The organism is Allotabrizicola aquatica (SeqCode) (genome assembly GCF_965194375.1).
In the GTDB taxonomy this organism is placed as follows: Bacteria; Pseudomonadota; Alphaproteobacteria; order Rhodobacterales; family Rhodobacteraceae; genus Tabrizicola_A; species Tabrizicola_A aquatica.
The window spans coordinates 419,248-444,300 of the sequence record NZ_CBDAEL010000002.1 but is presented as its reverse complement, the minus strand read 5'-3'; the positions used below and the strand labels follow the sequence as shown (position 1 = coordinate 444,300).

The 25,053-nt window shown below is 55.7% G+C and carries 27 protein-coding genes and 1 pseudogene; 15 read left to right on the top strand and 13 right to left on the bottom strand.

Features of this window, described 5'->3' with window-relative positions; genetic code table 11:
* Nucleotides 1-13: 13 nt before the first annotated feature.
* From AC72UB_RS04880 to flgB, 3 genes are read right to left on the bottom strand one after another with little or no spacing between them, the layout of a single operon-like run.
* Nucleotides 14-718: a flagellar hook assembly protein FlgD gene (locus tag AC72UB_RS04880; RefSeq protein ID WP_505188770.1), complete on the bottom strand. Its 705-nt coding sequence runs from the start codon at nt 716-718 to the stop codon at nt 14-16.
* A gap of 20 nt (nt 719-738) precedes the next feature.
* A complete protein-coding gene (flgC, locus tag AC72UB_RS04875) occupies nt 739-1,155 on the bottom strand; it encodes a flagellar basal body rod protein FlgC (RefSeq protein ID WP_463288972.1) in 417 nt (138 codons plus the stop codon).
* A gap of 3 nt (nt 1,156-1,158) precedes the next feature.
* Nucleotides 1,159-1,548: a flagellar basal body rod protein FlgB gene (gene flgB / locus AC72UB_RS04870; protein WP_505188769.1), complete on the bottom strand. Its 390-nt coding sequence runs from the start codon at nt 1,546-1,548 to the stop codon at nt 1,159-1,161.
* 45 nt (nt 1,549-1,593) lie between these two features.
* On the opposite strand from flgB, the gene AC72UB_RS04865 reads away from it, so the two are divergent.
* A complete protein-coding gene (locus AC72UB_RS04865) occupies nt 1,594-2,307 on the top strand; it encodes a hypothetical protein (protein WP_505188768.1) in 714 nt (237 codons plus the stop codon).
* 189 nt (nt 2,308-2,496) lie between these two features.
* Nucleotides 2,497-3,318, top strand: a complete 822-nt coding sequence (locus AC72UB_RS04860) for a flagellar hook basal-body protein (RefSeq protein WP_505188767.1) — start codon at nt 2,497-2,499, stop codon at nt 3,316-3,318.
* 81 nt (nt 3,319-3,399) lie between these two features.
* Here the strand turns inward: AC72UB_RS04860 and AC72UB_RS04855 are convergent, their stop codons facing one another.
* The 5 genes from AC72UB_RS04855 to flhA are packed head-to-tail and all read right to left on the bottom strand — an operon-like array spanning nt 3,400 to nt 8,933.
* On the bottom strand, nt 3,400-3,840 hold the full coding sequence (locus AC72UB_RS04855; protein ID WP_463288976.1) for a hypothetical protein: 441 nt from the start codon (nt 3,838-3,840) through the stop codon (nt 3,400-3,402).
* Entirely contained in the window at nt 3,821-4,543 is a 723-nt protein-coding gene (locus AC72UB_RS04850) for a sigma-70 family RNA polymerase sigma factor (RefSeq protein ID WP_505188766.1), read from the bottom strand. The genes AC72UB_RS04855 and AC72UB_RS04850 overlap by 20 nt, the downstream gene beginning before the upstream one ends.
* Nucleotides 4,544-4,549: 6 nt before the next feature.
* Nucleotides 4,550-5,356 (bottom strand): MinD/ParA family protein, encoded by an 807-nt coding sequence (locus AC72UB_RS04845; protein ID WP_505188765.1) that lies wholly within the window; start codon nt 5,354-5,356, stop codon nt 4,550-4,552.
* An 8-nt stretch (nt 5,357-5,364) separates the two neighbouring features.
* Nucleotides 5,365-6,762, bottom strand: coding sequence for a hypothetical protein (locus AC72UB_RS04840; RefSeq protein ID WP_505188764.1), 1,398 nt, complete (start codon nt 6,760-6,762; stop codon nt 5,365-5,367).
* Nucleotides 6,763-6,815: 53 nt separating this feature from the next.
* The gene (flhA, locus tag AC72UB_RS04835; protein ID WP_505188763.1) at nt 6,816-8,933 is read right to left on the bottom strand and encodes a flagellar biosynthesis protein FlhA; all 2,118 of its coding nucleotides are present in this window, start codon (nt 8,931-8,933) and stop codon (nt 6,816-6,818) included.
* A 251-nt stretch (nt 8,934-9,184) separates the two neighbouring features.
* Here flhA and AC72UB_RS04830 point away from each other — a divergent pair, with 251 nt between their 5' ends.
* Genes AC72UB_RS04830 through AC72UB_RS04810 form a run of 5 tightly spaced genes read left to right on the top strand, consistent with a single transcriptional unit; the run spans nt 9,185 to nt 12,193 of the window.
* Nucleotides 9,185-9,694: an LPP20 family lipoprotein gene (locus tag AC72UB_RS04830; RefSeq protein WP_463288981.1), complete on the top strand. Its 510-nt coding sequence runs from the start codon at nt 9,185-9,187 to the stop codon at nt 9,692-9,694.
* Between the two features lie 8 nt (nt 9,695-9,702).
* Complete coding sequence (locus AC72UB_RS04825; protein ID WP_505188762.1) at nt 9,703-10,830, top strand: flagellar assembly protein T N-terminal domain-containing protein; 1,128 nt, start codon at nt 9,703-9,705, stop codon at nt 10,828-10,830.
* A complete protein-coding gene (flgA, locus tag AC72UB_RS04820; protein WP_505188761.1) occupies nt 10,827-11,555 on the top strand; it encodes a flagellar basal body P-ring formation chaperone FlgA in 729 nt (242 codons plus the stop codon). The genes AC72UB_RS04825 and flgA overlap by 4 nt, the downstream gene beginning before the upstream one ends.
* A 36-nt stretch (nt 11,556-11,591) precedes the next feature.
* Nucleotides 11,592-11,888 (top strand): flagellar biosynthesis anti-sigma factor FlgM, encoded by a 297-nt coding sequence (gene flgM, locus AC72UB_RS04815; RefSeq protein WP_505188760.1) that lies wholly within the window; start codon nt 11,592-11,594, stop codon nt 11,886-11,888.
* Entirely contained in the window at nt 11,888-12,193 is a 306-nt protein-coding gene (locus AC72UB_RS04810) for a hypothetical protein (protein ID WP_505188759.1), read from the top strand. The genes flgM and AC72UB_RS04810 overlap by 1 nt, the downstream gene beginning before the upstream one ends.
* Here the strand turns inward: AC72UB_RS04810 and AC72UB_RS04805 are convergent.
* From AC72UB_RS04805 to AC72UB_RS04795, 3 genes are all read right to left on the bottom strand, one after another.
* On the bottom strand, nt 12,190-12,804 hold the full coding sequence (locus tag AC72UB_RS04805) for an SEL1-like repeat protein (RefSeq protein WP_505188758.1): 615 nt from the start codon (nt 12,802-12,804) through the stop codon (nt 12,190-12,192). The two genes, AC72UB_RS04810 and AC72UB_RS04805, sit on opposite strands and share 4 nt — an antisense overlap.
* Before the next feature lie 44 nt (nt 12,805-12,848).
* Complete coding sequence (locus AC72UB_RS04800; protein ID WP_505188757.1) at nt 12,849-13,256, bottom strand: hypothetical protein; 408 nt, start codon at nt 13,254-13,256, stop codon at nt 12,849-12,851.
* Between the two features lie 97 nt (nt 13,257-13,353).
* Complete coding sequence (locus tag AC72UB_RS04795) at nt 13,354-13,833, bottom strand: Lcl C-terminal domain-containing protein (protein ID WP_505188756.1); 480 nt, start codon at nt 13,831-13,833, stop codon at nt 13,354-13,356.
* A 256-nt stretch (nt 13,834-14,089) separates the two neighbouring features.
* On the opposite strand from AC72UB_RS04795, the gene AC72UB_RS04790 reads away from it, so the two are divergent.
* Genes AC72UB_RS04790 through fliD form a run of 3 tightly spaced genes read left to right on the top strand, consistent with a single transcriptional unit; the run spans nt 14,090 to nt 17,792 of the window.
* Complete coding sequence (locus AC72UB_RS04790; protein WP_505188755.1) at nt 14,090-14,857, top strand: motility protein A; 768 nt, start codon at nt 14,090-14,092, stop codon at nt 14,855-14,857.
* Between the two features lie 29 nt (nt 14,858-14,886).
* Entirely contained in the window at nt 14,887-16,128 is a 1,242-nt protein-coding gene (locus tag AC72UB_RS04785; protein ID WP_505188754.1) for an OmpA family protein, read from the top strand.
* Between the two features lie 47 nt (nt 16,129-16,175).
* On the top strand, nt 16,176-17,792 hold the full coding sequence (gene fliD / locus AC72UB_RS04780) for a flagellar filament capping protein FliD (RefSeq protein ID WP_505188753.1): 1,617 nt from the start codon (nt 16,176-16,178) through the stop codon (nt 17,790-17,792).
* Nucleotides 17,793-17,816: 24 nt separating this feature from the next.
* Here fliD and AC72UB_RS04775 read toward each other — a convergent pair whose 3' ends face one another.
* Nucleotides 17,817-18,914: a sigma-54 interaction domain-containing protein gene (locus AC72UB_RS04775; RefSeq protein WP_505188752.1), complete on the bottom strand. Its 1,098-nt coding sequence runs from the start codon at nt 18,912-18,914 to the stop codon at nt 17,817-17,819.
* Nucleotides 18,915-19,310: 396 nt separating this feature from the next.
* On the opposite strand from AC72UB_RS04775, the pseudogene AC72UB_RS04770 reads away from it, so the two are divergent.
* Nucleotides 19,311-19,457, top strand: a pseudogene (locus tag AC72UB_RS04770) (IS481 family transposase); the annotation flags it as partial.
* Nucleotides 19,458-19,671: 214 nt separating this feature from the next.
* Here AC72UB_RS04770 and AC72UB_RS04765 read toward each other — a convergent pair.
* Nucleotides 19,672-20,310 carry a TetR/AcrR family transcriptional regulator gene (locus tag AC72UB_RS04765; protein WP_505188751.1) on the bottom strand — a complete coding sequence of 213 codons (639 nt, stop codon included), beginning with the start codon at nt 20,308-20,310 and terminating at the stop codon, nt 19,672-19,674.
* A gap of 123 nt (nt 20,311-20,433) precedes the next feature.
* Here AC72UB_RS04765 and AC72UB_RS04760 point away from each other — a divergent pair, with 123 nt between their 5' ends.
* The 4 genes from AC72UB_RS04760 to AC72UB_RS04745 are packed head-to-tail and all read left to right on the top strand — an operon-like array spanning nt 20,434 to nt 25,053.
* Nucleotides 20,434-21,576 (top strand): aromatic ring-hydroxylating oxygenase subunit alpha, encoded by a 1,143-nt coding sequence (locus AC72UB_RS04760; RefSeq protein ID WP_505188750.1) that lies wholly within the window; start codon nt 20,434-20,436, stop codon nt 21,574-21,576.
* A complete protein-coding gene (locus tag AC72UB_RS04755) occupies nt 21,573-22,790 on the top strand; it encodes an aromatic ring-hydroxylating oxygenase subunit alpha (RefSeq protein WP_505188749.1) in 1,218 nt (405 codons plus the stop codon). Before AC72UB_RS04760 ends, AC72UB_RS04755 begins: the two co-directional genes overlap by 4 nt.
* A 43-nt stretch (nt 22,791-22,833) precedes the next feature.
* The gene (locus tag AC72UB_RS04750; protein WP_505188748.1) at nt 22,834-23,937 is read left to right on the top strand and encodes an extracellular solute-binding protein; all 1,104 of its coding nucleotides are present in this window, start codon (nt 22,834-22,836) and stop codon (nt 23,935-23,937) included.
* Nucleotides 23,938-23,940: 3 nt separating this feature from the next.
* Nucleotides 23,941-25,053 (top strand): ABC transporter ATP-binding protein, encoded by a 1,113-nt coding sequence (locus AC72UB_RS04745; RefSeq protein WP_505188747.1) that lies wholly within the window; start codon nt 23,941-23,943, stop codon nt 25,051-25,053.

Genomic DNA, 25,053 nt, shown 5'->3' with positions numbered 1-25,053 from the left:
TTCGGTGCGAGGATCAGCGGAACTTGGTGATGTTGCTTGTGGCGATCTCGCCGTAATCTTGAACGTCGAGCATGATGTCATTGGTTCTGTCTGCGACAGCTGAAGTCGCCAGAACCTTCGCAAAAACAGAGGGTTGCAAGACTTGCTGTCCACCGCCTGTGTTGGCCGTTACTTCCAGTTGAATGGGGTTGCCTTTAGCAAGTACTTCGGGCGGAATTGTCGCCCAACTGAACCCAACAAGGCCGGATGGCTGGCTCCCAAGATCGACTTCGTGCAGCAACTCGCCAGTCACTTTGTCAGAGAAAGATATGCGTGTTGTGCTCGAGGCAGCGGGTAGATCGATCACACCATGGATCTCACCTTTGTCATCCGGACGTGCCGTTGTGCCGGGCACCAGTACTGAATGACCAAGAAGATTAGACGCTGTCGCAACCCGCATCTTCTTCATTTCATCTGCGAGCGCGGTAATTCCGGTAGATATCTCGCGGATCCCGGTCACGCTTGAGAACTGTGCCATTTGAGCGATAAAATCGCCGTTCTCCATAGGCGCAAATGGATCTTGGTTCTGGAGCTGCGTGGTCATCAATTTCAGAAACTCGTCCTGACCGAGATTTCGGTTTCCAAGCTTTGCGTTCGGTTTGCTGCCCGATGTCGTGGAAATCCCCAGTTTTTCGAACAGTGCCTGTTGCGCTGCGTTGTTGGAGTCAATTGTCGCCATAGTAGTGGATCCTTTTCGGATTAGCGGCCCATGCTGATCGTGCGCATCATCAGCGTACGTAGCGTCGACAGGACTTCGAGATTGTTTTGATAATGGCGGGATGCTTCGAGCATCTCGACCATCTCTTCATCGGTATCTACCGCGGCGCGATAGATGTAACCTTGTTCATCGGCTTTTGGATGGTCAGGCGCGTATGTTTTGCCGGGCTCGCGATCGAGCGCGACAATGCCTTCAATTCCAACGGTCGCAAGGCCTGACTTGTTGACCTTTTCCGAGAACTGCGCCGCAAATACGGGGCGAAGGGCTTTGTAGGCCTCAGCGGACGATGAGGCGACGGTGTTAGCATTCGCTAGGTTCGAAGCGATGGTATTTAGGCGCGTCATCTGCGCCGACATTGCCCGGGATGCTACGTCAAAGACCGAATTGACCTTATCCAATTTTTACTCTCCCTTGATAGCGGATTCTAGGCCGCTGATCCTACGGTTCAGAAAACCGAGAGATGTTTGGTACCGAATAACGTTCTCCGAGAACTGCACCTGCTCGACAGCCAGTTCGACAGTATTGCCATCCAGCGAAGGCTCGGTCGGAACACGAAATTTAAGATCAGTTGCCCCAGCCCCGCCGACCTGGGGAATGTGGCGCGCATCAGTTGTGCGAAGTGGATCACCACTAGCCATTCGCTTGTCCAGCTCTTGCGCGAAGTTGAAGTCACGAGCTTTAAAATGCGGCGTTGCCGCGTTTGCGATGTTCGACGCCAGAATCTCATTTCGCTTATTGCGAAGCCCGAGGGCTTGCGCATGAACGTTCAAAGAGGCGGAGATGCTGTCCATGTTTGTCTTCTATCGGGTTGCGCTTGATGATGTTCTGCGGTCGAGTTGGATCGGAATTTGCAAGCGCAGTGCCAACTTGATGACAAGGAGCGAAAAAAGATGTTACCCACTTCCAAGGGCCGCGAAACCGCGCGCCGCGCAACCGGATCGCCCGCTGATCCAAAGCTTAGCCCTAAGTTGGAACGCGCGCGCGAAAAGACATTATCTGCGTTGGGGCGACTGTCCCTTTCAGATGCGCTTGTGCAATTGAAGACAGTTTTTGAAACCCAGAAAACGGAAGAGGGACGGCTTGCAAATTTGTCCGCTCAAACATGGATTCTGCGTCGGCGCCTTGAAGCCTTGCGCAAGGGGCAGCCAGGCCCTGACGTGCAGAGTTTTATGCAGACGAACCCGGAAGGGTCCCAGAAGCTCAAGCTGCTGGCCTTGAGGTCAGTGCAGCCCGTCGCGGATCCAAGCGCGCCAGCTAAAGATGACTCTGTCGCTGTGGAGTCGCTCGATGTGGAGCAAAAATCTTGGCAAAGAGTGCGAATTGTGGTCGAGGCAGAAGTCAATGGGATGGTGTTTTTTGAAGGCTCGATGATTGCTGTGAAAGTGGAAGACGCGGGGCGGCTGGTGGCTGCGGGCAAGGCAGAGATTGTTGAGGAGCCAAGCACACATGAGCTACCCCCACCTATTTCTGCAGTTGGCGCCAAGAAACCGCGCAGCGAACAAAAACCTGGCGGCACTGCGAATGAAAAGAAGGCGCGCCCTCAGAAGTAACCTTGCACCGACCGATCGTGCCAAGAGTATCGGTGAAGCGCTGTCCAGATAATCTCTTGGTTATGGCTCGGTTCAAATGGTGTTCTGATTTGAAATAGAACCTCTTTTCTTCCCGCATTGCCGTGCTCGTGAACGTTGGCACGCTTCTTGCGGATAGCCATCAAATCCATTGGTCCAAGGAGCCAACACATGTACGGAACCATTCGATCAGGCATGGCGACCGCAATGCACGAACTGGCGGTAATATCGAACAACATTGCGAACGCTGGATCCACGGCCTTCCAGCGCAGCAACGTCAGTTTTTCGGATCTCTATGGATCGGCGTCAGCAGAGTCAGTTCAGCGCCTTTCAACGGGGCTTGGTAGTGCCGTGGAATCCACCCGACGTAGCATGTCCCAAGGCAACCTTGTGAACCGTGATGGGGTCCTGAATCTCGCTTTGTCAGGCAGCGGTCTTTTCGTCACTGCGCCGCCGACCACGGACGGAGCCATAAGTGATCGCCGGACGTTCACGCGGAATGGCGAGTTCTCCCTGGACGCGGATGGCGATCTTCGCTCGACAGATGGATCCTATGTGATGGGGTTCCCTGCTGATTTGGGCGAAGGAGCAGCCCTAACACCTGCAGCTCTGACCAAGCTTAATGTGAAGTTTGAAGATGAAGGGTCGAAACTGTCAGCCCTTGAGATCAACAAAGATGGTTCCATTTACGGGACCTATGGCCAAACTGTGAAGCGGCTTGGGCAAATTGGTCTTGCAAACTTTGCCAATCCATTAGCCATGAGACCGATGGGCCTCGCACGGTTTGAGCCCACTGTTAACTCGGGCGATCCGGCCTATGGAATTGGCGGGGCTGATGGCTACGGTCAGGTGCAAAGCGGGGCACTTGAAACATCTAACGTTGATATGACGGTTGAGATGACAGGAATGATCCGTGCCCAACAGCAATTCTCCGGCGCAGCCCGTATTCTTCAGACCAACTCCGATATGATTGAAAAGCTCACACAGCGTTGATCTTAGACGGTGGTCTATAAGGGAGCTGACGGCGGTTTCGCAGAAGGGTCACAATCTTAGGATTGTGGCCCTTTCGCTTGTTCAGGCCAATGGGAGAATTATGGATAAATCGATCACAGTCAGTTGTGTCGTCGTTTCCAGCCAAAGATCACCAAGAGTGGTTACGGCGATTTCTTCTTTCAATGCCAAAACGATGCTGGCCGGCCGACTGGCTGTGTGACGCAACTCTGAATGCATCAGATCAAAGACATGCTGAGTAATCAGGAGATCCCCATTCATCACGGGTCGATTAATGGGAACCTGAATGTGCCCCAGAACATGCTTTGGTGCGATGTCAACGGCGCGAAGCGACAGGTTACACGTCCCGCGCGCAATGTTTGACAGTTGACATGAGACTTCCAAAGAGACCCGCGGTGATACGCCCACAATACGAAGTTCAGCGCTCTGCACGAACATCTGCAGGTGCGAGATCTTCTCGAGTGCGGGTCTATCTTTCTTGCCGTCAGTCACGATGGTCGTCACCGGTCAGATTTGCCAGACGGTCTCTCAACCGCATTATGGCGCCCTTCTTGATCTGCGACACTCGGCCCGTTGTAACATTCAGAATTTCAGCAATCTCATAGACGTTCAATTCTTCGACATAATAGAGCTGGACGACCAGGGCTTCCTTCTGGCTCAGGTCATTCAAAGCTAGTCTGAGTGCCGCCTTTATCTCAACCTTTGCCAGGTGGGCTTCGGGATTGTCATCAGAGGAATGAAACCAGATCGAGAAGTCGTCCATCACTTCATCGATCGAGTTGTGTGTGTTTGCCTGAAAGGCAACGCGCCACTCTTCGTATTCGCCCACACTTATGCCAGCTTCGTCCGCGATCTCCATAGAACTGGGTGCTCGCTGAAGCTTCTGTTCCAGTTTATCCGCGACCCGCTTCACTTTCTGTCGCATCGCAATCGTCGTGCGGCATAGATTTGACGCCCGCCTCAAATGGTCAACGATGGCGCCCCGAATGCGAATGCCCGCATATGCCGCGAAAGTGACGCCGTCTTTCTGAACGTATCGTTGGGCCGCATCAATGAGACCAAGATTGCCCACTTGAATGAGATCGTCGACTTCGATGACGCCACTGACGCGCCCGTGGTAGAAGTGGGCAATGCGGCGAACTTGACCAAGCTCAGCCTCAATCAGGCTGCGTGGAGAAGGTCTGACTTCGCTATAATGCGTGTTCATAGTGTTTCATTCCTTTCTCTCAGTGCTTGGAGCACCTCCAAAGAATCGAATTCCCCCGCTTTTGTTCATTGGAGCAGCCAGAAGTCTCTGCGATATGTCGTGAAACGCCATGAATTCTGATGACTGTCGATTGGTCGTCGAGAGAAGAACAGGTTTGCGTTCAGAAACAGCGCGACGCATCCTTTGGGAATTTGGAACATGACCTAGGAACGTCAGTTCTACGTCCAAGAAGCGCATTGCAATGTCTCGAAACTTCTCGAAATGTTTCTGCGCTTCCATTGCGATGGTCTCCATGTTCACCACGATTGAGAAGCGATGCAACTCTCGTTCCAAATGAGCTGCTTTGATAAGCGCGTAAGCATCCAGGAAAGATGTTGGTTCCGCGACGATGACGACGACAACGCGATCCGAAGCCGCGATGAAATCAAGTGTGTTGTCGCCCGCGCCAGCGGGGGCATCTATCACAAGAAAATCAGTACTCGCTGCCAGCGCATCTGTTTTGCGGATCAATTCCAGACGGTCGTTTTGTGAAATGTTGAGGAGGTCGATCGTGCCACTGCCACCTGCCAACAGCCGCAATCCATTCGGGCCATCTTCAAGTGTCTCTTCTATGGATTTCCCATGGTTGATGACATCACTCAGAGACTTGGTCGCGTTGACGCCCAGCATAATATGGGCGTTTGCGAGGCCAAAATCGACATCCATCAGCGTTGTTCGATTTCCAAGACTTTGCAGCATCAGGGCTAAATTTACTGCAATTGAGGTTTTGCCGACCCCACCTTTTCCGCTCGCTATCGTTATGGTTTGTGGCATTGGTTGTCCTATTCTGCTGCCATCGGCACTGTCACCTCAGTCACCTCAGTCACTTCCGGTTCCCCAAGCATTTCGATGATGTAGTCTCGAAACACTTCGACACTTGCCTCTTTCAGTGTGCCCTCAATGTCTTGTGTGCCAGAGAGCCAACCAACCGGTAAAGGGGAGGCCGCATAGGCACAAAGCTCTGCAGCATCGCATTCGTATTCATCAAGTTTGGTCAAGACAATTTGTGACGCGATTGTCTGGTAATGCGCAAGTGTTTGTCGAATTCTTCCGGCGCTTTGGCCCGCGGGCATGGCGACGATCATCGGCAGTGGCTCATGATTGTGGTGTTCAAATTTCAACTGGCTAAGGGTCTCGCGTGGGAGATTGATGTCGAACACCAGACGGACATCGGGGCCGAACTTGGACAGATCTGAGAGATCCTCAACCTCCAAATAGGAGTGTTCAATGCCAATTTGCCGGGCGAGGCTGGATAGGGTTATGTTCTCGAACTGATAAGGCACTGAAACCAGTTTGACGCGTTGATCTGGAAACTTCGCTTGCATAAGGGCTGCAAACTTCGCGGCCAAATGACTTTTTCCGGAGCCACTGGGACCCACGACCACCAAACCACTGCCTTGCACGATATCAGACAGTTGGGACTGAGCCGCAACAATTTCGCGCGCGAGGCCAGATGCAAAATCAAGATGCCGATTGCCAGACTCGGCAGCCGTCAATCGTCCGACAAGATCGGCGCTAAATCCGATTGCCAAAAGCGCATCTTCTTCTGAGGCCCGGCGGTTTTCTTGCTGCGCTGCAACCAGCGCCGCTTTCATCTCTTGCAGGTCTGCCTTTTGTTTGTCGCGGACAGCCTCCAAAGCCCTTGCTTCGGCTTCTGCAAAATCCGCTGCGGCACGGGCCGCGTCCACGCCCGAGACCGCGCGTTCCAGCCGACGGCGCAAATCACTGTTTCGCGCTTCGCGCACTGAATCAAATTCCCGAATTCTGTCAAAGAGGCTTTCCAAGAATTCCAAGCTGGAAACATCTGCATGTGTCTCAGAGATTGCTGGTGCGTCTGGATCCGGCTTCCGCGCGTCGTCTTCGCCCGCAGGAAAGCTTGCGGCATGCGTGTCAGAAAGGTCATTGTGCGCACCCGCTTGGGCGTTCGGCACTGCGACGAGTGGTTTTCTTGTTGCAACAGGCTGCGATGAGTTCTCACGCGCACGGTTCAGGACGAAGTGTTCCTCAGGATTCCCAACTTTGGAAAACAACTCACCAAAGGTTGGTTTTTCGGCCTTCTCAGCTTTTTCGGCTTTTGCCGGAATGGGGTCATTCGTGGCGCGAATGATGATCTGTCCATCTTGGCTTCTGGTTGAAAGGATGAAGGCCCCGTCACCAAGGCGGCGCATGATTTCATCCATCGCAAGAGCGCTATCTGGTGCAGTGACAGTAATCGTTGGCATTTGTGTTTACCTCACACTTTCTGCGGCGTTGGTGAGACGAGACCTTCGGTTGACCCGATCGATGCAACCACTTCGACATGCCTGTTTTCTGGCAATTCGGTGAAACCCAAGATGATCAGCTGTGGTACATGGGGTTTCACAAAGTTGGAAAATGCCCTTCGAATTTGGGGCGCTACAACGCAGATCGCTGGACGTCCTTGGGCTGCAAGCTGTTCGGAAGTCTCGTTGATCGTGCGGATCAATGTTTCAGCAAGTTTGTTGTCCAGCATCAGCCCGTCGTCACCAGCTTGCCGCAAGGTCCGCAGCATAAGCTGCTCCAACTCTGGGGCCAGTGTGATGACGGGCATCGTTTGGCCAAGTGCTGTAACCTTTTGAATCAGCAGCGGTGCAAGGGCAGGGCGCAACGCTTCTGCCATGTCGGCAGGCGACTTCCCGCGGCCGGCCGAGCCACCCAATCCCTCCAAGATCCGACGCATGTCAGAAATGGGAACCCCATCTGACAATAGGGTGCGCAAAATCTCGGTCATCACGGGCAAGGAGATGATCTTTGGCAGCACTGATTGAACCAGTTGCGGGAAAGATTTGGCCAGATTGTCCAAGATGAATTGAACGTCATCTTGACCAACAAGGTCTGCCGCGTGTTTCAGCAGTATCTGGCTGAGATGCGTCGCAATTACGCTGGTGGGTTCAATGACCACATAATGCAGCGCCTCGGCCTGTGCTTGTTGGTTCGGGCGGATCCAGACAGCGTCAACACCAAAGGACGGATCCTTTGCCTCGATGCCGTCAATCTTTACGACGGATTTGCTGTCTGGAATGGCCAGTTTGCGATCCGGATACACCTCGTCGTCCCCAACGATGGTTTGGCCAATGCGAATGCGATACTGATTGGGTCGCAGCGCAAGATCATCGCGGATCCGCACGCCGGGCACCACAAAGCCCATGGAGCGTGAGATATCGCGGCGAATTGAGGTGATGCGCTTTGTCAGCTGGCCACCCCGGTCTTCGTCGACCAAGGGAATAAGCCCATAGCCCAATTGCACAGAGATTGGGGAATAGTCCGTGACGTCCTCAAGTGTGATAACGTCGGGATTGTTGCGGGCTTCTGGTTCCGGTTCTTGCTCAGAGTCTTCGGTCGCCTCTTGTTCCTTACGATACAAGAAATAGGCGATGGCAGCGGCGCCTCCGGCGAACAGCACGAACAGCCCGTTCGGCATGCCGGGGACAAGGCCGATGATCAGCACAACAGCTGCTGTCGGGATCCAAGCCCGCGACAAGCCGACTTGGTCACCAATGTGCCCAGCCATGTCTTTGGCCGAGGAAACACGCGTCACGATGATGGCGGTTGCGATCGACAGCAAGAGCGAGGGGATTTGTGCAACAAGACCGTCGCCGATCGCCAGGAGGATGTAGATCTCTGCAGCGTCAGCAATAGACAGGTCGTGTTGGAGCGTGCCAATAATCAGGCCACCAATCACGTTGATAACAAGGATCAGAATGCCGGCGATCGCGTCGCCCTTGACGAACTTCGAGGCCCCGTCCATCGATCCATAGAATTCGGCCTCTTCGCCGATCTCTCTGCGCCGGGCGGTCGCTTCTTCTGGTGTCAAGATTCCGGCGTTCAAGTCGGCATCAATTGCCATCTGCTTGCCGGGCATCGCATCGAGCGTGAAGCGCGCCGACACTTCGGACACACGTCCTGAACCTTTGGTAATCACGACAAGATTGATAATCACCAAGATGATAAAGACAAAAACACCCACGACATAATTGCCCGACACGACAAAATCGCCAAAAGCCTTGATGATATGCCCTGCGGCGTCTGGACCGTTGTGGCCCTCGGCCAAGATGATCCGGGTCGATGCCACGTTAAGCGCCAGTCGAAGGATCGTGGCGAGGAGAAGAAGGTTGGGAAAGGACGAGAAATCAAGCGGCCGCTTCGCATTCATCGCCACCATCAAGATCAACAGTGACAGTAGGATATTGAACACAAAAAAAGTGTCGATCAAAAGCGACGGCAGCGGCATGACCATCATGGCGATCAACGCCAGGATGCCAATAGGCAATGCAAAGCTCTGCAATGAGCCTCGCAGATCACCAATCCGATTCAGAAGCCCCGTCAATTCCATGACACCCCCAGGCTGTCAATTTTCAAACTCTTGAAGCTTTCACGACGTCAGTTTAGCGTTCCGTTCCATCGTTGGCTTGAAACGCAGGCTTTTTTGACGCCGTTGAAATGCGACTGCGGTATATGAAGCAAGAAACATGCCAAGCGTGATTCAGCGCGCGGATCGGCGATCTGGCACAAATCCTGCAATGACAGAGCGAGGAATTTGGGTGGCATCTGTCCCACAGCCCCCAGAATACAGGAGTTGATCCTTTGACCAAAAAGCGTCTGATTGCTGTGGCTGTTGGCCTGATGCTCATGTCTGGGTGCGTGGCACCTTCCGCCTCGACCTCAGGGTCGGCGTCTCCTACCGCGGCCCAGCAATTGGCTGCGACCAAGACGGCGCTGGATAAGATGAACCCGCCGTCTTCGGCCGCCGCGTCCAAGGCGCCGCCTCTGCAGGGCATCGGTTATGCGGTGGTTTCGGTGCAACCAGGCCGCAATACTGCGCACAAGAGCCTCATGGCAATCCGCGCCGCCCGCATGGATGCAATGCGCGCTTTGGCGGAACAGATCCATGGTTTGCAGGTCGACAGCCGGACGACCATGGCAGAGGCCGTCGTTCAGTCTGACACCTTGCGGGCCACAGTTTCAGGCGTCATCCGGGGGGCCCGTACGATCCGCATCGAGCCACAATCCTCTGACGTCTACGAGGTTGTCCTAGAGGTCGACCACGCGATGATCGCCCATATGCTGCGCATCGCGCGGCGGTCGGGGATCTGACCTGTGTCATGAGGGTATGGTCTCTGTTTCTTGTCTGGTCGGTCGTCTTTGCCGCTGCCTTGCCAGCGCAATCAGACGTGCGCCGCGTGCAGGCCACTGGGCAGGCAGTCGAGACAGGTCTAGGGGCCGACGTCACGCGACGCCGTGCCCTACAAGAAGCGTTGATCGAGGCCGCGCTGACGGCCGGCGTAGACGTGAATGGCTTCGCCGCCAGCGCAAGCTCGATCCTGACCGCTGACCAGCTGGTCGTGCGCCCGTCATCTCGGATCCTGGGCTATTCGATCCTGTCGGAAGGCAAGAGCGGGGATTACTATAGGGTCAAGGTTGAGGCCTTCGTAGGAGAGCCGGTTGCGACCGATCTTTGCGCCAAGCGGTCCGCGATCATGGCCACGTTGTATCGCCCAGTTGTTTCGGTCGACATTGGCGCACCTGTCTGGCTACAAGATTTCGGCGCGGATTTGGCAGATGGCGTGCAGGATGCGCTTGCGCGGTCCCGCAATGCCAAACTGACCCAATCCAAGGACACAGGTCCTGCGGTCGGCGCGCTGTCGACGGTGGCGCTGGATATGAATTACGCAGCCTTGACGCAGCGTCGGACGAGGGTCGCCGCCCCAAACATAGCCGTTGGTCTGTCGATCACCTCAGAGCTTTCCCTTACCATGGTTGGTGGGGATCATGCGGGCAAAAGTGTGGTGATGGCACTTTCTGTGCGCTTGATGGATGCGGCCTCGCTGCAGGTAAAGGCCCAAACGCGCATCGAAAGGCGCGTGCCAATCGGCACCGCCCTGCCGATCAGGGCACTCAATCAGATGCTCCGAAAAGACCGCCATAAGTTGGCCGCGGCGCTTTTGGAAGGCGTGGCGGCTGAGCTTGACGGTTTGCTCGGCGCCTATCGGTGTGAGCCGCTGGCAGCGACATTGGACTATGCCGTTGGCAAGCTGAGCATTCCGATTGGCTCGCAAGACGGGCTCACCAAAAACATGTTGGCCTATACCGATCGTGGCGATCAGGCCTATCTGCTGTTCAGCATCACAGAACTGCAGGGCAATCGCGCCATCTTGGCCACAATTGACCCTCTGGCCAATCCGCGCCATCTGCAAGGCGTGCCGGTGCGCTTCATGGAGGGCGTGCCATGAGGCAGGGCTTGGGCAAAGCGATCAGTCTGCTGCTCTGTGTGTCGTCGCCAAGCTTGGTCGGGGCGACTGGTCCGGCTTTGACGGGCGCGGATGTGGCCAAGCAAGTTGAGAAGGCCTTAAATGAGGCAGGCGTTGCCGCATCACTGCTCATCACCGAGGAGCGGCGATATTATCCATGCGACACGGAGTTGCGCGTTAGCCCGCGCATTGCCGATCGCTGGGATACGCTTGAGGTAAGCTGCTCGGCCCCAACCCCGTGGTCTATCATCCTGCGCACCCAAGGACAGGTGTGGACGGATACCGCTGGATCGGGAGAAGACTCCTCCCCCGGTGACATGACGCAGGCCGTCGTCTTGCGCCAGTCAGCCCGCAAAGGTCAGCTGATCACAGCAGATATGCTGGAACTTGCCCAATTCGACCGAGCGCCAGCTCATGGCTATTTTTCGGATCCCGCCGCGCTTGTTGGGCGCAGGTTGACATCAAATGTTGGCAACGGGGTTCCGGTGCGCGACCGCCATTTGCAACCTGATTGGGCTATCGAGGAAGGTCAGCGGATCGCAATCGAAACCGATCTTGGAAGCATTACGGTCGCATCTTCTGGAATTGCGCTTGAAAATGGTGCGATCGGTGATATCATCTCGGTCAGAAATGCGAGTTCGAACAAGCTATTACAGGGTCTTGTCTCGGGCGAAAATAAAATCTCCGTCATAGCTAACATGAACTGATACTGCGTCGTTAGGTGTAGTAAGAAGGAGGTTGCCATGGTTGATGTTATCAAGACCTCAGTGCAGCAAAGCCTAAGCCAAACGTCTTTGGACGCGCGTGCTCAAGCCAAGCGGAAGACCATTGATGCTCCCGTCACACAACAGGTGTCGGGGTCGTCAGACGTAAGTATCTTGTCCTCGAAGGCGCAAGTGAAGGATATGGCCGAGAAGCCCCCGCTCGATATCGAGGCGGTGGGGCGTATCAAAGAAGCCATCGCCAACGGCACCTATCCGATCGACTTGGATCAGATCTCGGATAAGTTATTCGAGAATTACCTCGAGATGCGTAAGTAATGACATCGGGCGAGACAGAGAACTCCCTGCCGTTGGTAGAGGTTCTCTCAAAGCTTTCTGCCGCTATTTCGCGTCTCGATGGTAACCTTTCTGACGTCACAACGCTGATGAGCGTTGAGGACGATATTCGCCTTTTGTTATCGTCAGTTGCACAGGCGCCTTCATCGCAAGCCATTGATCCAGAAATTGCTAAAGCAGTCACCCAGTTGATCTCTCAACATGATAAGGCGATTGCGGATCTTGATCTGCGTCTGACTACGATGGTCGAATTTGGTGCCTATCTGAAGGCCAAACTAGAGGCCTAGGGCTTCGCAAAAGCCGAAGTTGCAAAAACTTCTGCTGCCTTGGCCTGAACCTTCACAATTGTCTCGGGCGGCATGTCTTCCATGGCGCGGGCCATGCCGTCTTCACAGTCGGGCTTTCCAAGCGCATGACAAATGGAAAACCAGATAAAGGAACTTTCCATATCTGGCTTGACTGCGAAGTCTGCATAGAGACGCGCCAGTTTCTCGGGCGCGCTGTCATCGCCCTTCTCAATCTGCTGGGTCAGGCGCTCCTGCAAATTCTTTACAACAACCTCACGCTCCTTATCGGGCAGGAGTCCTTGTAAATCATCCACCAGATCGACAGCCCGTTCTTCACCGCCAAGCGCCGACAGCGAAGCCCAAAAATAAGCATCACCATAGTTTTGTGGGCGACCAAGACCAAGATGAAGAAGGTAGGCCAGATTGAACTGCGCATCGCTTGCACCGCTTTCGGCGAGTGGCAGGAAAAGATCCACCGCATGCCGAAATTGTTTGTCACGAACCGCCTGTACAGCCACTTTAAAGGCAGCGTCATCGCCATCTTCTGAAAGCTCGGCTTCCGACGCCATCAAGGGTTCCGCAGGCACCGAGACTTCGTCCTGCGCTGCCAAGTCTGACGCAACGAAGACCCCACAGATCGCGAGCCAGCCAAGCCTCATTTGCCCGCCATCATTACAAGTTGCAGATAGAACACCCGCAGTTTGAACTTTGATCCTGGCTGCTGCTCAAACACTATGATTTTCGGCCGATCTTGTGCACCTTTCGAAAACTCGATTGACACATTGTCAGGCAAGAACACACCGGCCGCCTCAAGGCAGTCTTTTGGGTTTCTCGAAAAATGCTCGGAAAAGGGTGTGTCGATCCACACCCGGGCAAGGGCCCGCCCCAAAATGTCGGGCAGAAAATTACGAACTTCTTCCCGGTCGTGCAGCCGAAGGGTTTCAGGGACCAGTTTCAAAGGGTCCCCGTGCCCGGTCGCACGCTTGACCAGCCCAAGATCCCCAGATTTTACCGGCACCAACTCCCCCTTGGGAACGGGAACCAGATCACGGGACCCGGTCATGGCATTTCCTCAATCATTGGCCAAGCCCTGCATCGCCGCATGATGATCTATCGCGCTCCATGGTCAAGCATCACATTCAAAAGGTCTGCGACAGAGATCAATCTTTAATCGCTTCAGCAGCGGTTCTGTCACGCACCAGCCGCACCATTTGCTGTTGGTACGGAAAGAATCGACCATACCTAAAGCCAGTTCTGAAGTTTACACTCCAATAGTTCTTTCGGGAGTTGAAGTTCTTTTCGCCCGTCCAGTAAGGCATTGCTTCGGTTTGTGGGAAGAGTTCGGGATCTATCTTGGGTGGCCCGCATTCGTCGCAAAGCAAAGACTCGAGTTCCTCAGTATTTGGCAAACGCCATCCCGGGCCAAGTTGCTCGTTCGCTTGAGGAATGACTTGCGCAATCTCGTCGTGGTTCAATTGCAACGCCTTACCAGTGCAAGTCTCGCTCTCCAAAGACCAGCGTTGCCCAACCGAACAACGCATCCACTCCAGACCGCGCGAAAGGTCCTGTACAAAGTTATCTCGCGCGTAGAAAGTAGACTGTGACATCGCCGGTTGCGAAGCTGAAGCAAGTGTTGCCACAACGGCTAAGATAGCTCGGGGTGATGTCATTTCGCCTCTTCTCTAAGGTTCATCTTTGCAGCAGCGGTTGATGACGTCAATAAATCCTGATCTGCCGTACATACAGCCGCCATGCTTAAAGCGATGGCGAGAAATCTCCAACATTGTCTAAATGCAAGACTTTTGCCAGCTTGCTACATTTCTTTTCTATTGAAGATGGGTAAGATGGCCCGGAAATTGAAAGCTAACCGTACACAAAGCCAAAGGGTGACGCAGAATGGATCTGGCCTCGATTCTCGGATTATTGGGCGCGATTACGATGATTATCTGGTCCCTGTTCGCGGGCGGCGGCTCTCTAGGGCCATTTATCGACATGCCCTCCGTTTACATCGTCATCGGCGGCACGTTCTTCGCGGTGATGTACACCGCACCACTGCCAACCTTCTTGGGTAGTTTTAGCGCGATGGGAAAGGCGTTCTTTCCCCCCGTCAAGAAGATGGACGTTCTCATCGAGCGTATGGTCGAACTCGCGGCCGTTGCCCGTAAAGATGGGATGATGGCGCTTGAAGGTCAGGCCGTGCCCGACAAGTTCTTTGAAAAGGGTTTGCAGATGTTGGTGGACGGTGCTGATGAGGGCAAACTTGTGCGCCAATTGACCATGGAGATTAAGGCGATGAAGTCCCGTCACGAGGCCAAACAAGGCTGCGTGAAAGCTTGGATTGATATCGCTCCTGCTATGGGGATGATCGGTACGCTGATCGGGTTGGTCCTGATGCTTGGTAATATGGGTGACCCCAAGTCTATCGGCCCGGCGATGGCTGTGGCACTGTTGACCACCCTTTACGGCGCCTTTTTGGCGAACGTGCTGTTCATGCCGATGCTCGTTAAGTTGGAAAACTACACGGCCTATGAAGTGACATATCGAGAAATGGTTATCGAAGGGCTGCGCGGGATTGCTCGCACCGAAAGTCCTCGGAACATTCAAGATCAGATGGCCGCAAACTTGCCGCCCAAGCTGCAAGCTAAACTGAACGCTGCGGCCTAATCAGCGCATCTAAAGACAGGAGCGCTATCATGGCTGCCACGGTTGAAGTCGAAGAAGAAGACGACGACGAAGATTGTCCGAAGTGTCCACCGGTTGGTGCGCCGGCGTGGATGGCGACGTTTGCCGATATGGCAACGCTGTTGATGGCATTCTTCGTGCTTATTCTCTCCTTTGCAGAGTTCAACACTCCAAAGTTCAAACAGATCTCGGGATCTTTGAATAACGCCTTTGGCGTCCAAAGAATTGTTCCGGTTGTCGAACAACCAAAGGGCACCACAGTGATTTCGATGGAGTTCAGCCCATCACCCAGCCCGTCCGTGTCAAACGAACTGACGCAACAGACGACAGAGCAGGAATTGCCGGAGGTTGAGGTCAAGACCAAGGACCAAGACGCCACTGCAGGCGATGAGAAATCAACTGATGGCCAGTCTGAGGGGCAGGGCGGCGAAAAGGCCGAGTCTGGTGACCAAGCGACGGCTGGTCAGGCGATGTCTGGCGATGAATTGGCCAGTGCTTTGCAGGACGCTATCCAATCAGGCGAAGTGCAGGTCGAAATGGCGGGGGAAAATGTTGTCATTAACTTCCCGTCGGAAGACACCACTCAAACCGATCTGCCAAGCCTTATAGACGAAACTCTGACCGCTCTTGCGGAGGCGCGTCAGGCCTCAGGCCAAGCGGACCAAGAAGTGCTCTTTGGTGGGTTAGAGCAAGAGCTTGCGAAGTTGGCGACCGCGGCCAAAGAGGCTGCTGAAAACCAAGGCCAAGCGGACACCGCCGCTGCAGCCGAGCAAGCCAACGCGCAGGCAGCTGCAGAAGCGGCGGGCGTGGCTGAAAATCAGCTGCAAGCCGCGTTGCAAAGCGAATTGCAGCAAGGTCTGGTCGAAGTGGAGCGACGCGACGGCAAAGTGGTGGTGACGGTCGGCGCCGGTGGGGCGTTTTCTTCCGGCAAGGCCGAGATTACCGATCAAGCGCGCGAGATTATGAACAGGATTTCGGTTGTTTCAATGGGGGCGGAGTCGACAATTACCGTCTCTGGTCACACCGACGATGTTCCGATTTCAAACACCGCTTATCGCGACAATTGGGACCTTGCGGCTGCCAGAGCGTCCTCGGTGGTTCAAGCGATGCAAGATACGGGCATGGTCAGCGCTGGGCGGATGAAGGCGGTGAGCTACGGTGAAACGCAACCTGTGGCCTCCAACGCAACGCCCGAAGGGCGTGAAGAGAATCGACGGATCGTCATTGAGATCGACTTCGCTGAAGGCAACTAACACTCGGCCAAGCTCGGACGTTAAGATAAGCACGCAAGGATGAAATCATGGCTGTCGACTATCTAAGTGCGATCAACAGCAAGGGTTCGGGTATGAACATTACCCAGCTTGTGGACGCATTGGTCACGGCCGAAATTGCCCCAAAGCGCAATTTGATTTCAGATAAGCAGGAAGCCACTGAGCTGTCGATCTCAGAGCTTGCAAAGCTGCGCTCGTCCTTCGACGAGTTTCAGACAACGCTGAAGACCCCCAATGCAGGTGTGGCGTCTGACGTGTTTTCCAGCTCAACGGCCGTGTCAGTGAAGGTCGACAACTACGCCAAGCTGCAAGTCGCCAGTGACTCCATTTCGGTAAGTCAATTGGCGCGAGGGCAGGTTCTGGAGTTCACTGGCTTCACCTCTGCCAATGCGAGTGTCGCGGGCGGTAATCTTAGCCTTCAATTTGGGACCTGGTCGGGATCGACTTTTTCGGAAGCCGACAGTAGCAACGCACAGAGCATTTCTTTGCCTGACTCAGGAGCAACACTGGGTAGCTTGGCGGCAAAGCTGAATGAAGTGTCGGGAGTATCTGCTCGTGTTGTTCAGAAGGGTACTGACGACTACTCGCTTGTGATCATGTCAGACCTTGGTTCAGACAACGCCATTAGGATCACGGCTGATGTTGCCGAACTCAGCACATTCGATAACAGTACCAATAACAGTCAGCAGATCCTCTCCGCCCAGAACGCCATTATGTCTTATAATGGCATCAGCCTTGAACGGTCCTCAAATACGATTTCTGATCTGATACCCGGTGTAACGCTCGACTTGAATGCGACCACGACGTCTTCGGTCACGGTTGGCGTTGTCGAGGACGCAGGCTTTGCAGAGGCTGAACTCACCACCTACTTGGAAAAACTAAACGGCCTCATCGACACGATGAAGGCGGCGACAAAGCGTGGCATGAACGGCGAGGGTGCCGGGCCACTGTCCGGCGATGTCACGATTGGCGCAATTTTGCGTCAACTGAGCAGTCTCACAACAACGCCCATGCTTGGGTTTGGACCTACGCCGCTCTATTTGACGTCCTTTGGCGTTCAAACTGAGCGGGATGGGACGTTCTCAATCGACAGCGAGAAGTTTTCGGCGGCCTTTGCAGCCAATCCCGCTGGCTACCGGGCCATCTTTGCGAACTTGGCTCAAAGCAGCGATGTCGGGATGACCGTCTCTGCATCGGCCTCTGCAAATCCCCCAACGGGCGAGCATACTTTCCAGTATACGAATTCGACAACTGCCACCCTAGGCGGCACATCCCTCATTCCTCGCACTGTGGATGGGCGGCAAACCTTTTATGCAATCACCGGCACATTCGCGGGTGTTTCTATTGATGTTGAAGATGCAGCGCTTGGCAACTCCTCAATCTATTTTGGACAGTCTGCTCTTGATCGCATGAGCGATTACATCTCGGTGATTATGTCGAAGGTTGGCGACTTTAGCCGAGTTGAGAATGGCTATAATGACAGGGCGAGCGAACAGTCGGATGCGTTGATTTCGCTTTCCGAGAAGGAAGATCTCCTTGCGCAACTCTATCGAACCAAGTTCACGGTGATGGAGCAGCAGATTACACGTCTCAAATCAACGGGGACCTATCTGACCAATATGGTTGAGTCTTGGAAAGTTAAGTAAGTTGCAATGGTTGGTAAGCCGACCCTACTTTACCTCGTAACGCTCAATCCCAAACTTCTTCATTTTCTCGATCAATGTTGTGCGCCGCAGACCAAGCGCGTCTGAAGCTCGGCTGACCAGCATATCATTGGCCTCGAGTGCCGATTCAATGAAGACCACCTCTATATCCCTCAGATAGCGGCGCAGATCGACCGACTCAAAATGCTTGAACCACACACGAAACGTATCCGGATCCGGAGGCAGCCCGTACTCGGCTGACTCTTGCTCGAGGCTGCTGTTTTTTAGGTCGGCCGTTTCATTCCACAAGACATCTCGATCATCGATCAGTAGACTGTCAGGTATGCGCAGTCGAAGCAGATTATCCTTTACATGCTCTGCCATTACTTCCTGCCCCGCGAACATGACGAAGGCACGTTCAATAACATTACGAAGCTCACGAATGTTACCGGGCCACTCGTGCTTTTTCAGAATGGCGAGCGCCGTATCGCTGAATACAGGGGCGGCCATTTTTGGATTGCGTGCACCATATTCTTCGGCAAAGGTTTTCAAGAGAATGGGAACATCATCTAACCGTTCTGATAAAGACGGCACGCTGATCGGGAAGACGGCCAATCTATAGAACAGGTCTGCTCTAAATTCACCGCTCTCCACCATTTTCGACAGATCTTTGTGAGTCGCGCATACAATGCGCAAGTCCAAGAAGATGTCTTTGTTGCCGCCCAGACGTCTGACTGTTTGCTCTTCAATTGCGCGTAGCAACTTAGCCTGCAGTGCCAGTGGCATGTCGCCAATTTCATCGAGGAAAAGCGTCCCACCTGATGACTGCTCAAATCGACCAACGCGCATTTTGTCCGCACCTGTGAACGCACCCCGTTCGAAGCCGAACAGTTCACTTTCGAGCAACTCACTGGGGATGGCAGCGCAGTTCAATGCAATCATTTCGCCTTTTCGAGCGCTCAGGCGGTGTATCTCTTGTGCGACGAGTTCCTTGCCTGCACCAGTTTGGCCCATAATGAGGACGGATGAGTTTGACTGGGCGACCAACTCGATGGTCATTCTAAGGCGTTTTGCAGCTAATGACTCACCGATTATCGGAGAATGAAGACTTTGCACTCGTTGCATATTCGACCCTATAGCTCCTGAAAACATACGATTCTCTTACGCGATCGCGCCGTGGACCTTCTATGAGCCCGCCAAAAGAAAAGCCGTACCTACTTATTGCATGTGCAGCATTGTACCCGGTGCTGTAGGCCAGTTCGCATATCAATATGGAGTCTTGGATGTATCTTAATGATGCCGGCTTCTCGTCGAACGATTTTCGTCCGAGCCAGACAGTTACGGGAGCAGCGTTCTAGGCTGGTCTTGAGTGTGACTCATTTGGTTGAGCGATGACTGCTCTGAAATTCCTTCAGGTTGCAGAATGTCTTTGTGGTATTCATCGCACAATTCGACGCAGCCCGTTTAAGTTTGAGATTTGAGTTGGCGTCCTGCAATGGTGACCCATTCGAAGGAATCTAAGTGTTTGATCCGACGAAGGGACCGACCAAGCCCCGGTCCACCGTGTTTTCTGAGGCCAGGGAGGCGGTTGTTGTGGCGTTCCGGTGCCAAAAACTTCTGCCGCTCTACGACTGCCTCTATGCCTCACAGCCCTTGATTCCGCATCTGAAATGACCAGCCTTCCATCAGCGTTTGCATCCGCCGGATCGCCGCAACGCCCCCCGTCCTTTTGCGCCGCAAGCTCGATCAGCCGGAACAGGTGAAGGCGAATTGACACCAGCATTTCAGTTTCTCGACAGCGCGCTGCCTGATGCTGCCACCTTGGGGTGATTAAGGCTCCCCGTTCATCGCTCTGGCGCCCGCCTGACTGAGGTGCCTGCGGTCAGATATGCCGTGGATACAGCGCGCGCGCGCCCAGCATAACGGTCTCAATGGCCTCTTCCACGGAGTAGGATCCCTCCAGCGACATCAGGTCCAGCCAGACCCCTTCCGTCATGATGCGCAGCAATCGAGCCGCACGGTCGGGGTTATGGTCATACCCATATAAGGCGTTCATCTGGCTGCAAATTCCAACCAAAGTCGCATCATGAAGCGCGTCGTTGGCCCCGCAGCGCGATTGGTAAAGCGGGCGGCTTTGGCTTTCACCCCAATAGGCGCACCAAGCCGCAAGACGGGCAGGGGTGCAGATCGCGGGCGCGAAATCGGCCTTGAGCATGGCGATGATCTGCGCTTCGGGCGCATCACTGGCGGTCGCCAAGGTCTCTTGCCAGTTCGATTGATACTCGTCGGCCAGAAAATCAAGGACCTCTGCCAGAAGGTTGTCCTTCGACTGGAAATGAAACAGCACCAGCCCGTGGCTGATGCCCGCACGACGGGCAACGTCGGTGACGGTGGTCCGGGAAAACCCGCGTTCGGCCAGACATTCGATTGTCGCTTCGATCACCTGACTGCGCCGGGTGCTGCGATCGAGCGTGCGGGGCGCAAGCGGTTCGGTATCGGGATCTTTGACTGACAATGGCATCTTCACCTCATGATCAGCCATATAATGCTGCACATAAGTGAAAACCACTGGCAAGATCTGATTGACAGTCCAGTCAGTGGCGTGACAGCGTGACGCGAAACCGCAACCATGACCGAGTGTCTGATGTCGCATGCTGATCGTCACCCCGCCTCGCCGCGGCTGAGCCAGTGTCCCGAGGGGCTGCCCAAGGCCGCTTACTTCGAAGCAGGCTGGTACGGGCGCGAGATGGCGACGATCTTCGCCCGCCAATGGGTGATGGTGGGCCGGGCGGCTGACTTTTCTGCGGGCCGGATGCGGCGTGTCAGCGTCGGGTCAGCCTCGCTCATCGTGGTGCGCGATGCGGAGGGCGCGTTGGCCGCCTATCACAACTCTTGCCCGCATCGGGGGTCTGAGCTTTGCGTGGCCGACGAGGAAGAGGTCGGCAAGCTGATCCGCTGCCCCTATCATGCCTTTGCCTATGCGGCGCGCGACGGGCGGCTTGTGTCCACCGCCCATGCCGTGCCCACCCCGGATTTCGACCCTGCCGCCCATGGGCTGCGGCCGGTCTCGCTGCGGGTCTGGAATGGCTTTTTGTTCTTGAGCCTTTCGGCAGAGCACCGTGACATTTGGGCCGATGTCGGTCTTGTCACCTTGGACAACTGGCCGATGGACGGTCTTGTGACCGCCCATCACTGGGAAAGCGAGATCGCCTGCAATTGGAAAGCGTTTTGGGAGAATTACTCGGAATGTCTGCATTGCCCGGGCATTCACCCTGAACTGTGCGACATGGTTCCGATCTACAGCAAAGGGGTGATGGGCGCCTCCGAGGCCTTGGGCTGGAGGCCCGATGACCCGGTGCGCCCCAATTTGCGACCCGGCGCTGAAAGCTGGACGCTGGATGGTGCGCCCTGCGGGCCTGTATTCCCCGGCCTGACGCCCGCCGAAAGGGCGGCAGGCTATAGCTTTGTCACCCTCTGGCCCTCAGCCTATGTCGTGGCGCATGTCGATTATGTCCGTTCGGTGCGGATCGTGCCGCTGGGGCCTGAACGCACGCGTCTGGTGGCCGAATGGCACTTTGCCCCGGAAACCCTTGCCCAGCCCGGGTTTGACGCGGCCAAGGTCGCGGATTTTGCCAAAATCGTCATGCAACAAGATGGCGCTGCGTCCGAGATGAACCATCGCGGCATGGCGTCGCCCTCCTTCACCACGGCGCGCTTGATGCCCGAGGAATATGAGATCCACCGCCTTCACCAATGGGTCTTGTCCGAAATGGAGCCTGCCCGATGACCAAACTTCCCTATCCTGCCCTGCCCATTCCAAACGATTGGGACCGGAAAGGTTTGCCGGCTTGGACCTATCATTCTCCAGCCCTCTTTGCGCTAGAGCGTGAAAAGGTCTTTCTGACCCATTGGCAGGTGGTGGGGCATGAATGTGACCTGCCCGCGCCGGGTGATTGGCTGGCCTTTGACCTTTTGGGCGAACGCGCTGTGGTCATGCGCGGTCAAGACGGGGTTGTGCGGGCCTTTCACAATCTGTGCCGCCATCGCGGCGCGCGGGTGGTGGATGGGGCGACGGGCCATTGCAAAGGGTCCATCGTCTGCCCGTTCCACGGCTGGGTCTACAATCTGGACGGCAGCCTGCGCGGGGCGGCGCAGCCAACCAGCTTTGGCACCCTTGCGCGCGAAGACTTCGGGCTGAAGCCGATCGAGATGGAAATCTTCCACGGCTTCATCTTCCTGCGCTTTGCGCCGGGTCCGCAGGCGTCGGTGGCGCAGTTGCTTCAACCGTTTGAAGCCGATTTTGCCGCCTACGGTACGCGCGATATCTTGCCCGTGACCGTGCCAGATTGGAGCATGGATCTGCCGGTGAACTGGAAATCGGTCCGAGATGTCGACAATGAGGGCTATCACGTCCCCTTGGCCCATCCCGGTCTGCAAGATCTGTACGGCAGAACCTACCGCGACATGCATCTGGACAACGGCTTGTCGATGTCGATCGGCTGGTTCGGCGATGTGCCGGGCAAGCTGTGGTCGGTGCGCCATTACGCCCGCATCTCGCCACCGCGCCCGGAATTGCCGCAGCACCTGCAAGGGGCATGGACCTACTATGGGCTGTTTCCCAATCAGGTCATTGCCATGACGCCAGATGGTCTGCAGTTCTACCACGAACTGCCGCTCAACGAAGGCCAGACGCGCCTGACCGGGCGGCTTTATCGCTGGCCGAATGAAACCCGCGAACGCCGCTTGGCGCGCTATCTGGCTATGCGGATTGACCGCGACACCTCGACCGAGGATCAGCAGCTTTCGATCTGGTCGAACGAGTCGATGCGCTCAACGGCCTTTGAGGGGTTTCATTTGTCTGATCTGGAATACGGGCTGCGCCGCCACCATGACGGGCTGCGTCAGCTAATGCCGGTGATGCGGCTGCAGACCGCCCCGGCCGAAGATCAAATCGCGACGCTCAACACGGAAATGTCTTGCCAGACCTTGGGGCAGGAATAAGCTGACTGACAAAACAACCAACAAATTGTTCGGGGAGACTGCCATGAGATTGAACCGCCGTCAGGCGCTGATCGGTGCATCTGCAAGTTTGGCGTTGCCTTGGGCGCGCCCGTCCTATGCCTCGCCGGGCAGCGTCAATGTCTACAACTGGGCTGACTATATCGGCGAGACCACGATTGAAGATTTCGCCAGTGAGACCGGGATCGACATCGTCTATGACCTGTACGCCAGTGCCGAGGAAATGGAGGCCAAGGTGTTGGCCGGGTCCTCGGGCTATGATGTCGTCTTGCAATCGGGCCTTGGCCTGCACCGTCTGGTGGCGGCCAATCTCTATCAAAAGATCGACCGGGCGCGCCTGCAGGGTTGGGACACCTTGAACCCCGAAATCTTGAAAATTCTGCAAGGGTTTGACCCGGAAAACTCCCATGGGGTGCCCTACACCTGGGGCACAGTTGGCTTTACCTTTAACGTGCCACTGGTGCGCGAACGGCTGCCTGACGTTGATCTTACCACGTTGGATGCGGTCTTCCTGCCCGAGAATGCCGCCAAGCTGGCCGACTGTGGCATCTCGCTCTTGGACAGTCCGACGGACATTGGCTTTATGGTCATGCGCTGGTTGGGCCTCGACGCCGACGCGGGGACGCCCGAAACCTACGCCCAAATGGCCGAGGCTTTCGCCCGGATCCGCGAGCATGTCACAACCTTTGACAACACCAATTTCCTGACCAGCCTGCCCAATCAGGAAATCTGTGTCGCCAACACATGGTCGGGTGATTACGCTGTGGCAAAAGCCCGGGCGGCCGAAGCGGGGATTGAGGTGGATCTGGTCTACCACGTGCCTAAGACCGGCGCTCCGGCTTGGTTCGATCTTTGGGCCATTCCGGCCGATGCGGCGAATGTCGATAACGCCTACACCTTCCTCAACTATATGCTTCGCCCAGAGGTTCTGGCCGCCTGCACCAATTACACAGGCTATGCCAACTCCAGCACCGCCGCGAGCGCGCTGGTGGATCCCACAATTGCCAGCGATCCGGCAATCTATCCTGATGCCGAAACCCTGTCCCGGCTTTACACGCCCAAACCGCAAACGGCCGAACAGGACGCCGCCATCACGCGGATCTGGACGGATATCAAGGCAGGCGGCTGACCCATGGCCGAGGGCGCGGCGCAGGACGCGTTTCTGCGTATCGAGGGGGTTTCGAAGAGCTTTGGCAGCTTTCAGGCCGTCCGCGATGTCAGCTTGACCGTCGGCAAGGGCGAGATCTTCTCGCTCTTGGGCGGGTCTGGCTGCGGCAAGACCACGCTCTTGCGGATGCTGGCAGGATTTGAGGAACCCAGCGCCGGGCGCATCTTTCTGGACGGGCGCGACATGGCGGGCGTGCCGCCTTGGGAGCGGCCCGTCCACATGATGTTCCAATCCTATGCCATCTTCCCCCATATGACGGTCGAAGAAAATGTCGGCTACGGGCTGAAGCATGACAAGGGCCTGTCCAAGGCCCACCGGGCCAACCGGGTGGCCGAAATGCTGGAGCTGGTGCAACTGACGCCCTTTGCCAAGCGCAAACCGCATCAGATTTCGGGTGGCCAGCGCCAGCGTGTGGCGCTCGCCCGCGCCTTGGCCCGCCAGCCGAAGCTTTTGCTCTTGGATGAACCCTTGGCCGCGCTGGACAAAAAGCTGCGTGAACATACCCAGTTCGAGCTGATGTCCATTCAGGCCCGCACTGGGGTGACCTTCATCGTCGTGACCCATGATCAGGAAGAGGCGATGACCCTGTCCGACCGCATCGCGGTGATGGACAAGGGAGAAGTGCGGCAAGTGGGCAGCCCGACCGAGGTTTATGAATTTCCCAACAGCCGGTTTGTGGCGGGCTTTATCGGCTCGATCAACACCTTCGAGGCGACCGTGATCGCCCGCGAAAGCCCGTATCTGCGCCTGTCGGTGCCCGCACTTGGCGCCGAGGTTCTGGCCCGCGATGTGGCGGCGGTCGCCGTCGGGCAGGCGGTGACGCTGGCCATCCGTCCCGAAAAGTTGCGTATCTCGCGTGAGCGGCCCGAAGGGGCCAATGCGCTGGCCGGAACCGTGCGCGATCTGGCCTATTTCGGCAAAGACAGCCTCTACCGGATCGACCTTGCCGGGGGCGGCATGGTGCAGGCCCATGCGGTCAATGCCCGGCGTGGCGATGAAGGTGCGCGCGTGGCGGACTGGGATGATGCGGTCTTTGTCGGGTTTGATCCCGCCGCGGCGCTTGTGCTGGTGGCGTGA

What these genes read in the sequence shown, in the direction of transcription:
- AC72UB_RS04850 (WP_505188766.1), bottom strand. Translation starts at nt 4,543, where the DNA reads ATGAACACGCATTATAGCGAAGTCAGACCTTCTCCACGCAGCCTGATT.
- AC72UB_RS04810 (WP_505188759.1), top strand. Translation starts at nt 11,888, where the DNA reads ATGACATCGGGCGAGACAGAGAACTCCCTGCCGTTGGTAGAGGTTCTC.
- AC72UB_RS04845 (WP_505188765.1), bottom strand. Translation starts at nt 5,356, where the DNA reads ATGCCACAAACCATAACGATAGCGAGCGGAAAAGGTGGGGTCGGCAAA.
- AC72UB_RS04760 (WP_505188750.1), top strand. Translation starts at nt 20,434, where the DNA reads ATGTCGCATGCTGATCGTCACCCCGCCTCGCCGCGGCTGAGCCAGTGT.
- AC72UB_RS04745 (WP_505188747.1), top strand. Translation starts at nt 23,941, where the DNA reads ATGGCCGAGGGCGCGGCGCAGGACGCGTTTCTGCGTATCGAGGGGGTT.
- AC72UB_RS04765 (WP_505188751.1), bottom strand. Translation starts at nt 20,310, where the DNA reads ATGCCATTGTCAGTCAAAGATCCCGATACCGAACCGCTTGCGCCCCGC.
- flgM (WP_505188760.1), top strand. Translation starts at nt 11,592, where the DNA reads ATGGTTGATGTTATCAAGACCTCAGTGCAGCAAAGCCTAAGCCAAACG.
- AC72UB_RS04825 (WP_505188762.1), top strand. Translation starts at nt 9,703, where the DNA reads ATGAGGGTATGGTCTCTGTTTCTTGTCTGGTCGGTCGTCTTTGCCGCT.
- AC72UB_RS04840 (WP_505188764.1), bottom strand. Translation starts at nt 6,762, where the DNA reads ATGGATGAAATCATGCGCCGCCTTGGTGACGGGGCCTTCATCCTTTCA.
- flgB (WP_505188769.1), bottom strand. Translation starts at nt 1,548, where the DNA reads ATGGACAGCATCTCCGCCTCTTTGAACGTTCATGCGCAAGCCCTCGGG.
- AC72UB_RS04755 (WP_505188749.1), top strand. Translation starts at nt 21,573, where the DNA reads ATGACCAAACTTCCCTATCCTGCCCTGCCCATTCCAAACGATTGGGAC.
- AC72UB_RS04800 (WP_505188757.1), bottom strand. Translation starts at nt 13,256, where the DNA reads ATGACCGGGTCCCGTGATCTGGTTCCCGTTCCCAAGGGGGAGTTGGTG.
- AC72UB_RS04785 (WP_505188754.1), top strand. Translation starts at nt 14,887, where the DNA reads ATGGCTGCCACGGTTGAAGTCGAAGAAGAAGACGACGACGAAGATTGT.
- flhA (WP_505188763.1), bottom strand. Translation starts at nt 8,933, where the DNA reads ATGGAATTGACGGGGCTTCTGAATCGGATTGGTGATCTGCGAGGCTCA.
- AC72UB_RS04860 (WP_505188767.1), top strand. Translation starts at nt 2,497, where the DNA reads ATGTACGGAACCATTCGATCAGGCATGGCGACCGCAATGCACGAACTG.
- AC72UB_RS04880 (WP_505188770.1), bottom strand. Translation starts at nt 718, where the DNA reads ATGGCGACAATTGACTCCAACAACGCAGCGCAACAGGCACTGTTCGAA.
- AC72UB_RS04750 (WP_505188748.1), top strand. Translation starts at nt 22,834, where the DNA reads ATGAGATTGAACCGCCGTCAGGCGCTGATCGGTGCATCTGCAAGTTTG.
- AC72UB_RS04790 (WP_505188755.1), top strand. Translation starts at nt 14,090, where the DNA reads ATGGATCTGGCCTCGATTCTCGGATTATTGGGCGCGATTACGATGATT.
- AC72UB_RS04775 (WP_505188752.1), bottom strand. Translation starts at nt 18,914, where the DNA reads ATGCAACGAGTGCAAAGTCTTCATTCTCCGATAATCGGTGAGTCATTA.
- fliD (WP_505188753.1), top strand. Translation starts at nt 16,176, where the DNA reads ATGGCTGTCGACTATCTAAGTGCGATCAACAGCAAGGGTTCGGGTATG.
- flgA (WP_505188761.1), top strand. Translation starts at nt 10,827, where the DNA reads ATGAGGCAGGGCTTGGGCAAAGCGATCAGTCTGCTGCTCTGTGTGTCG.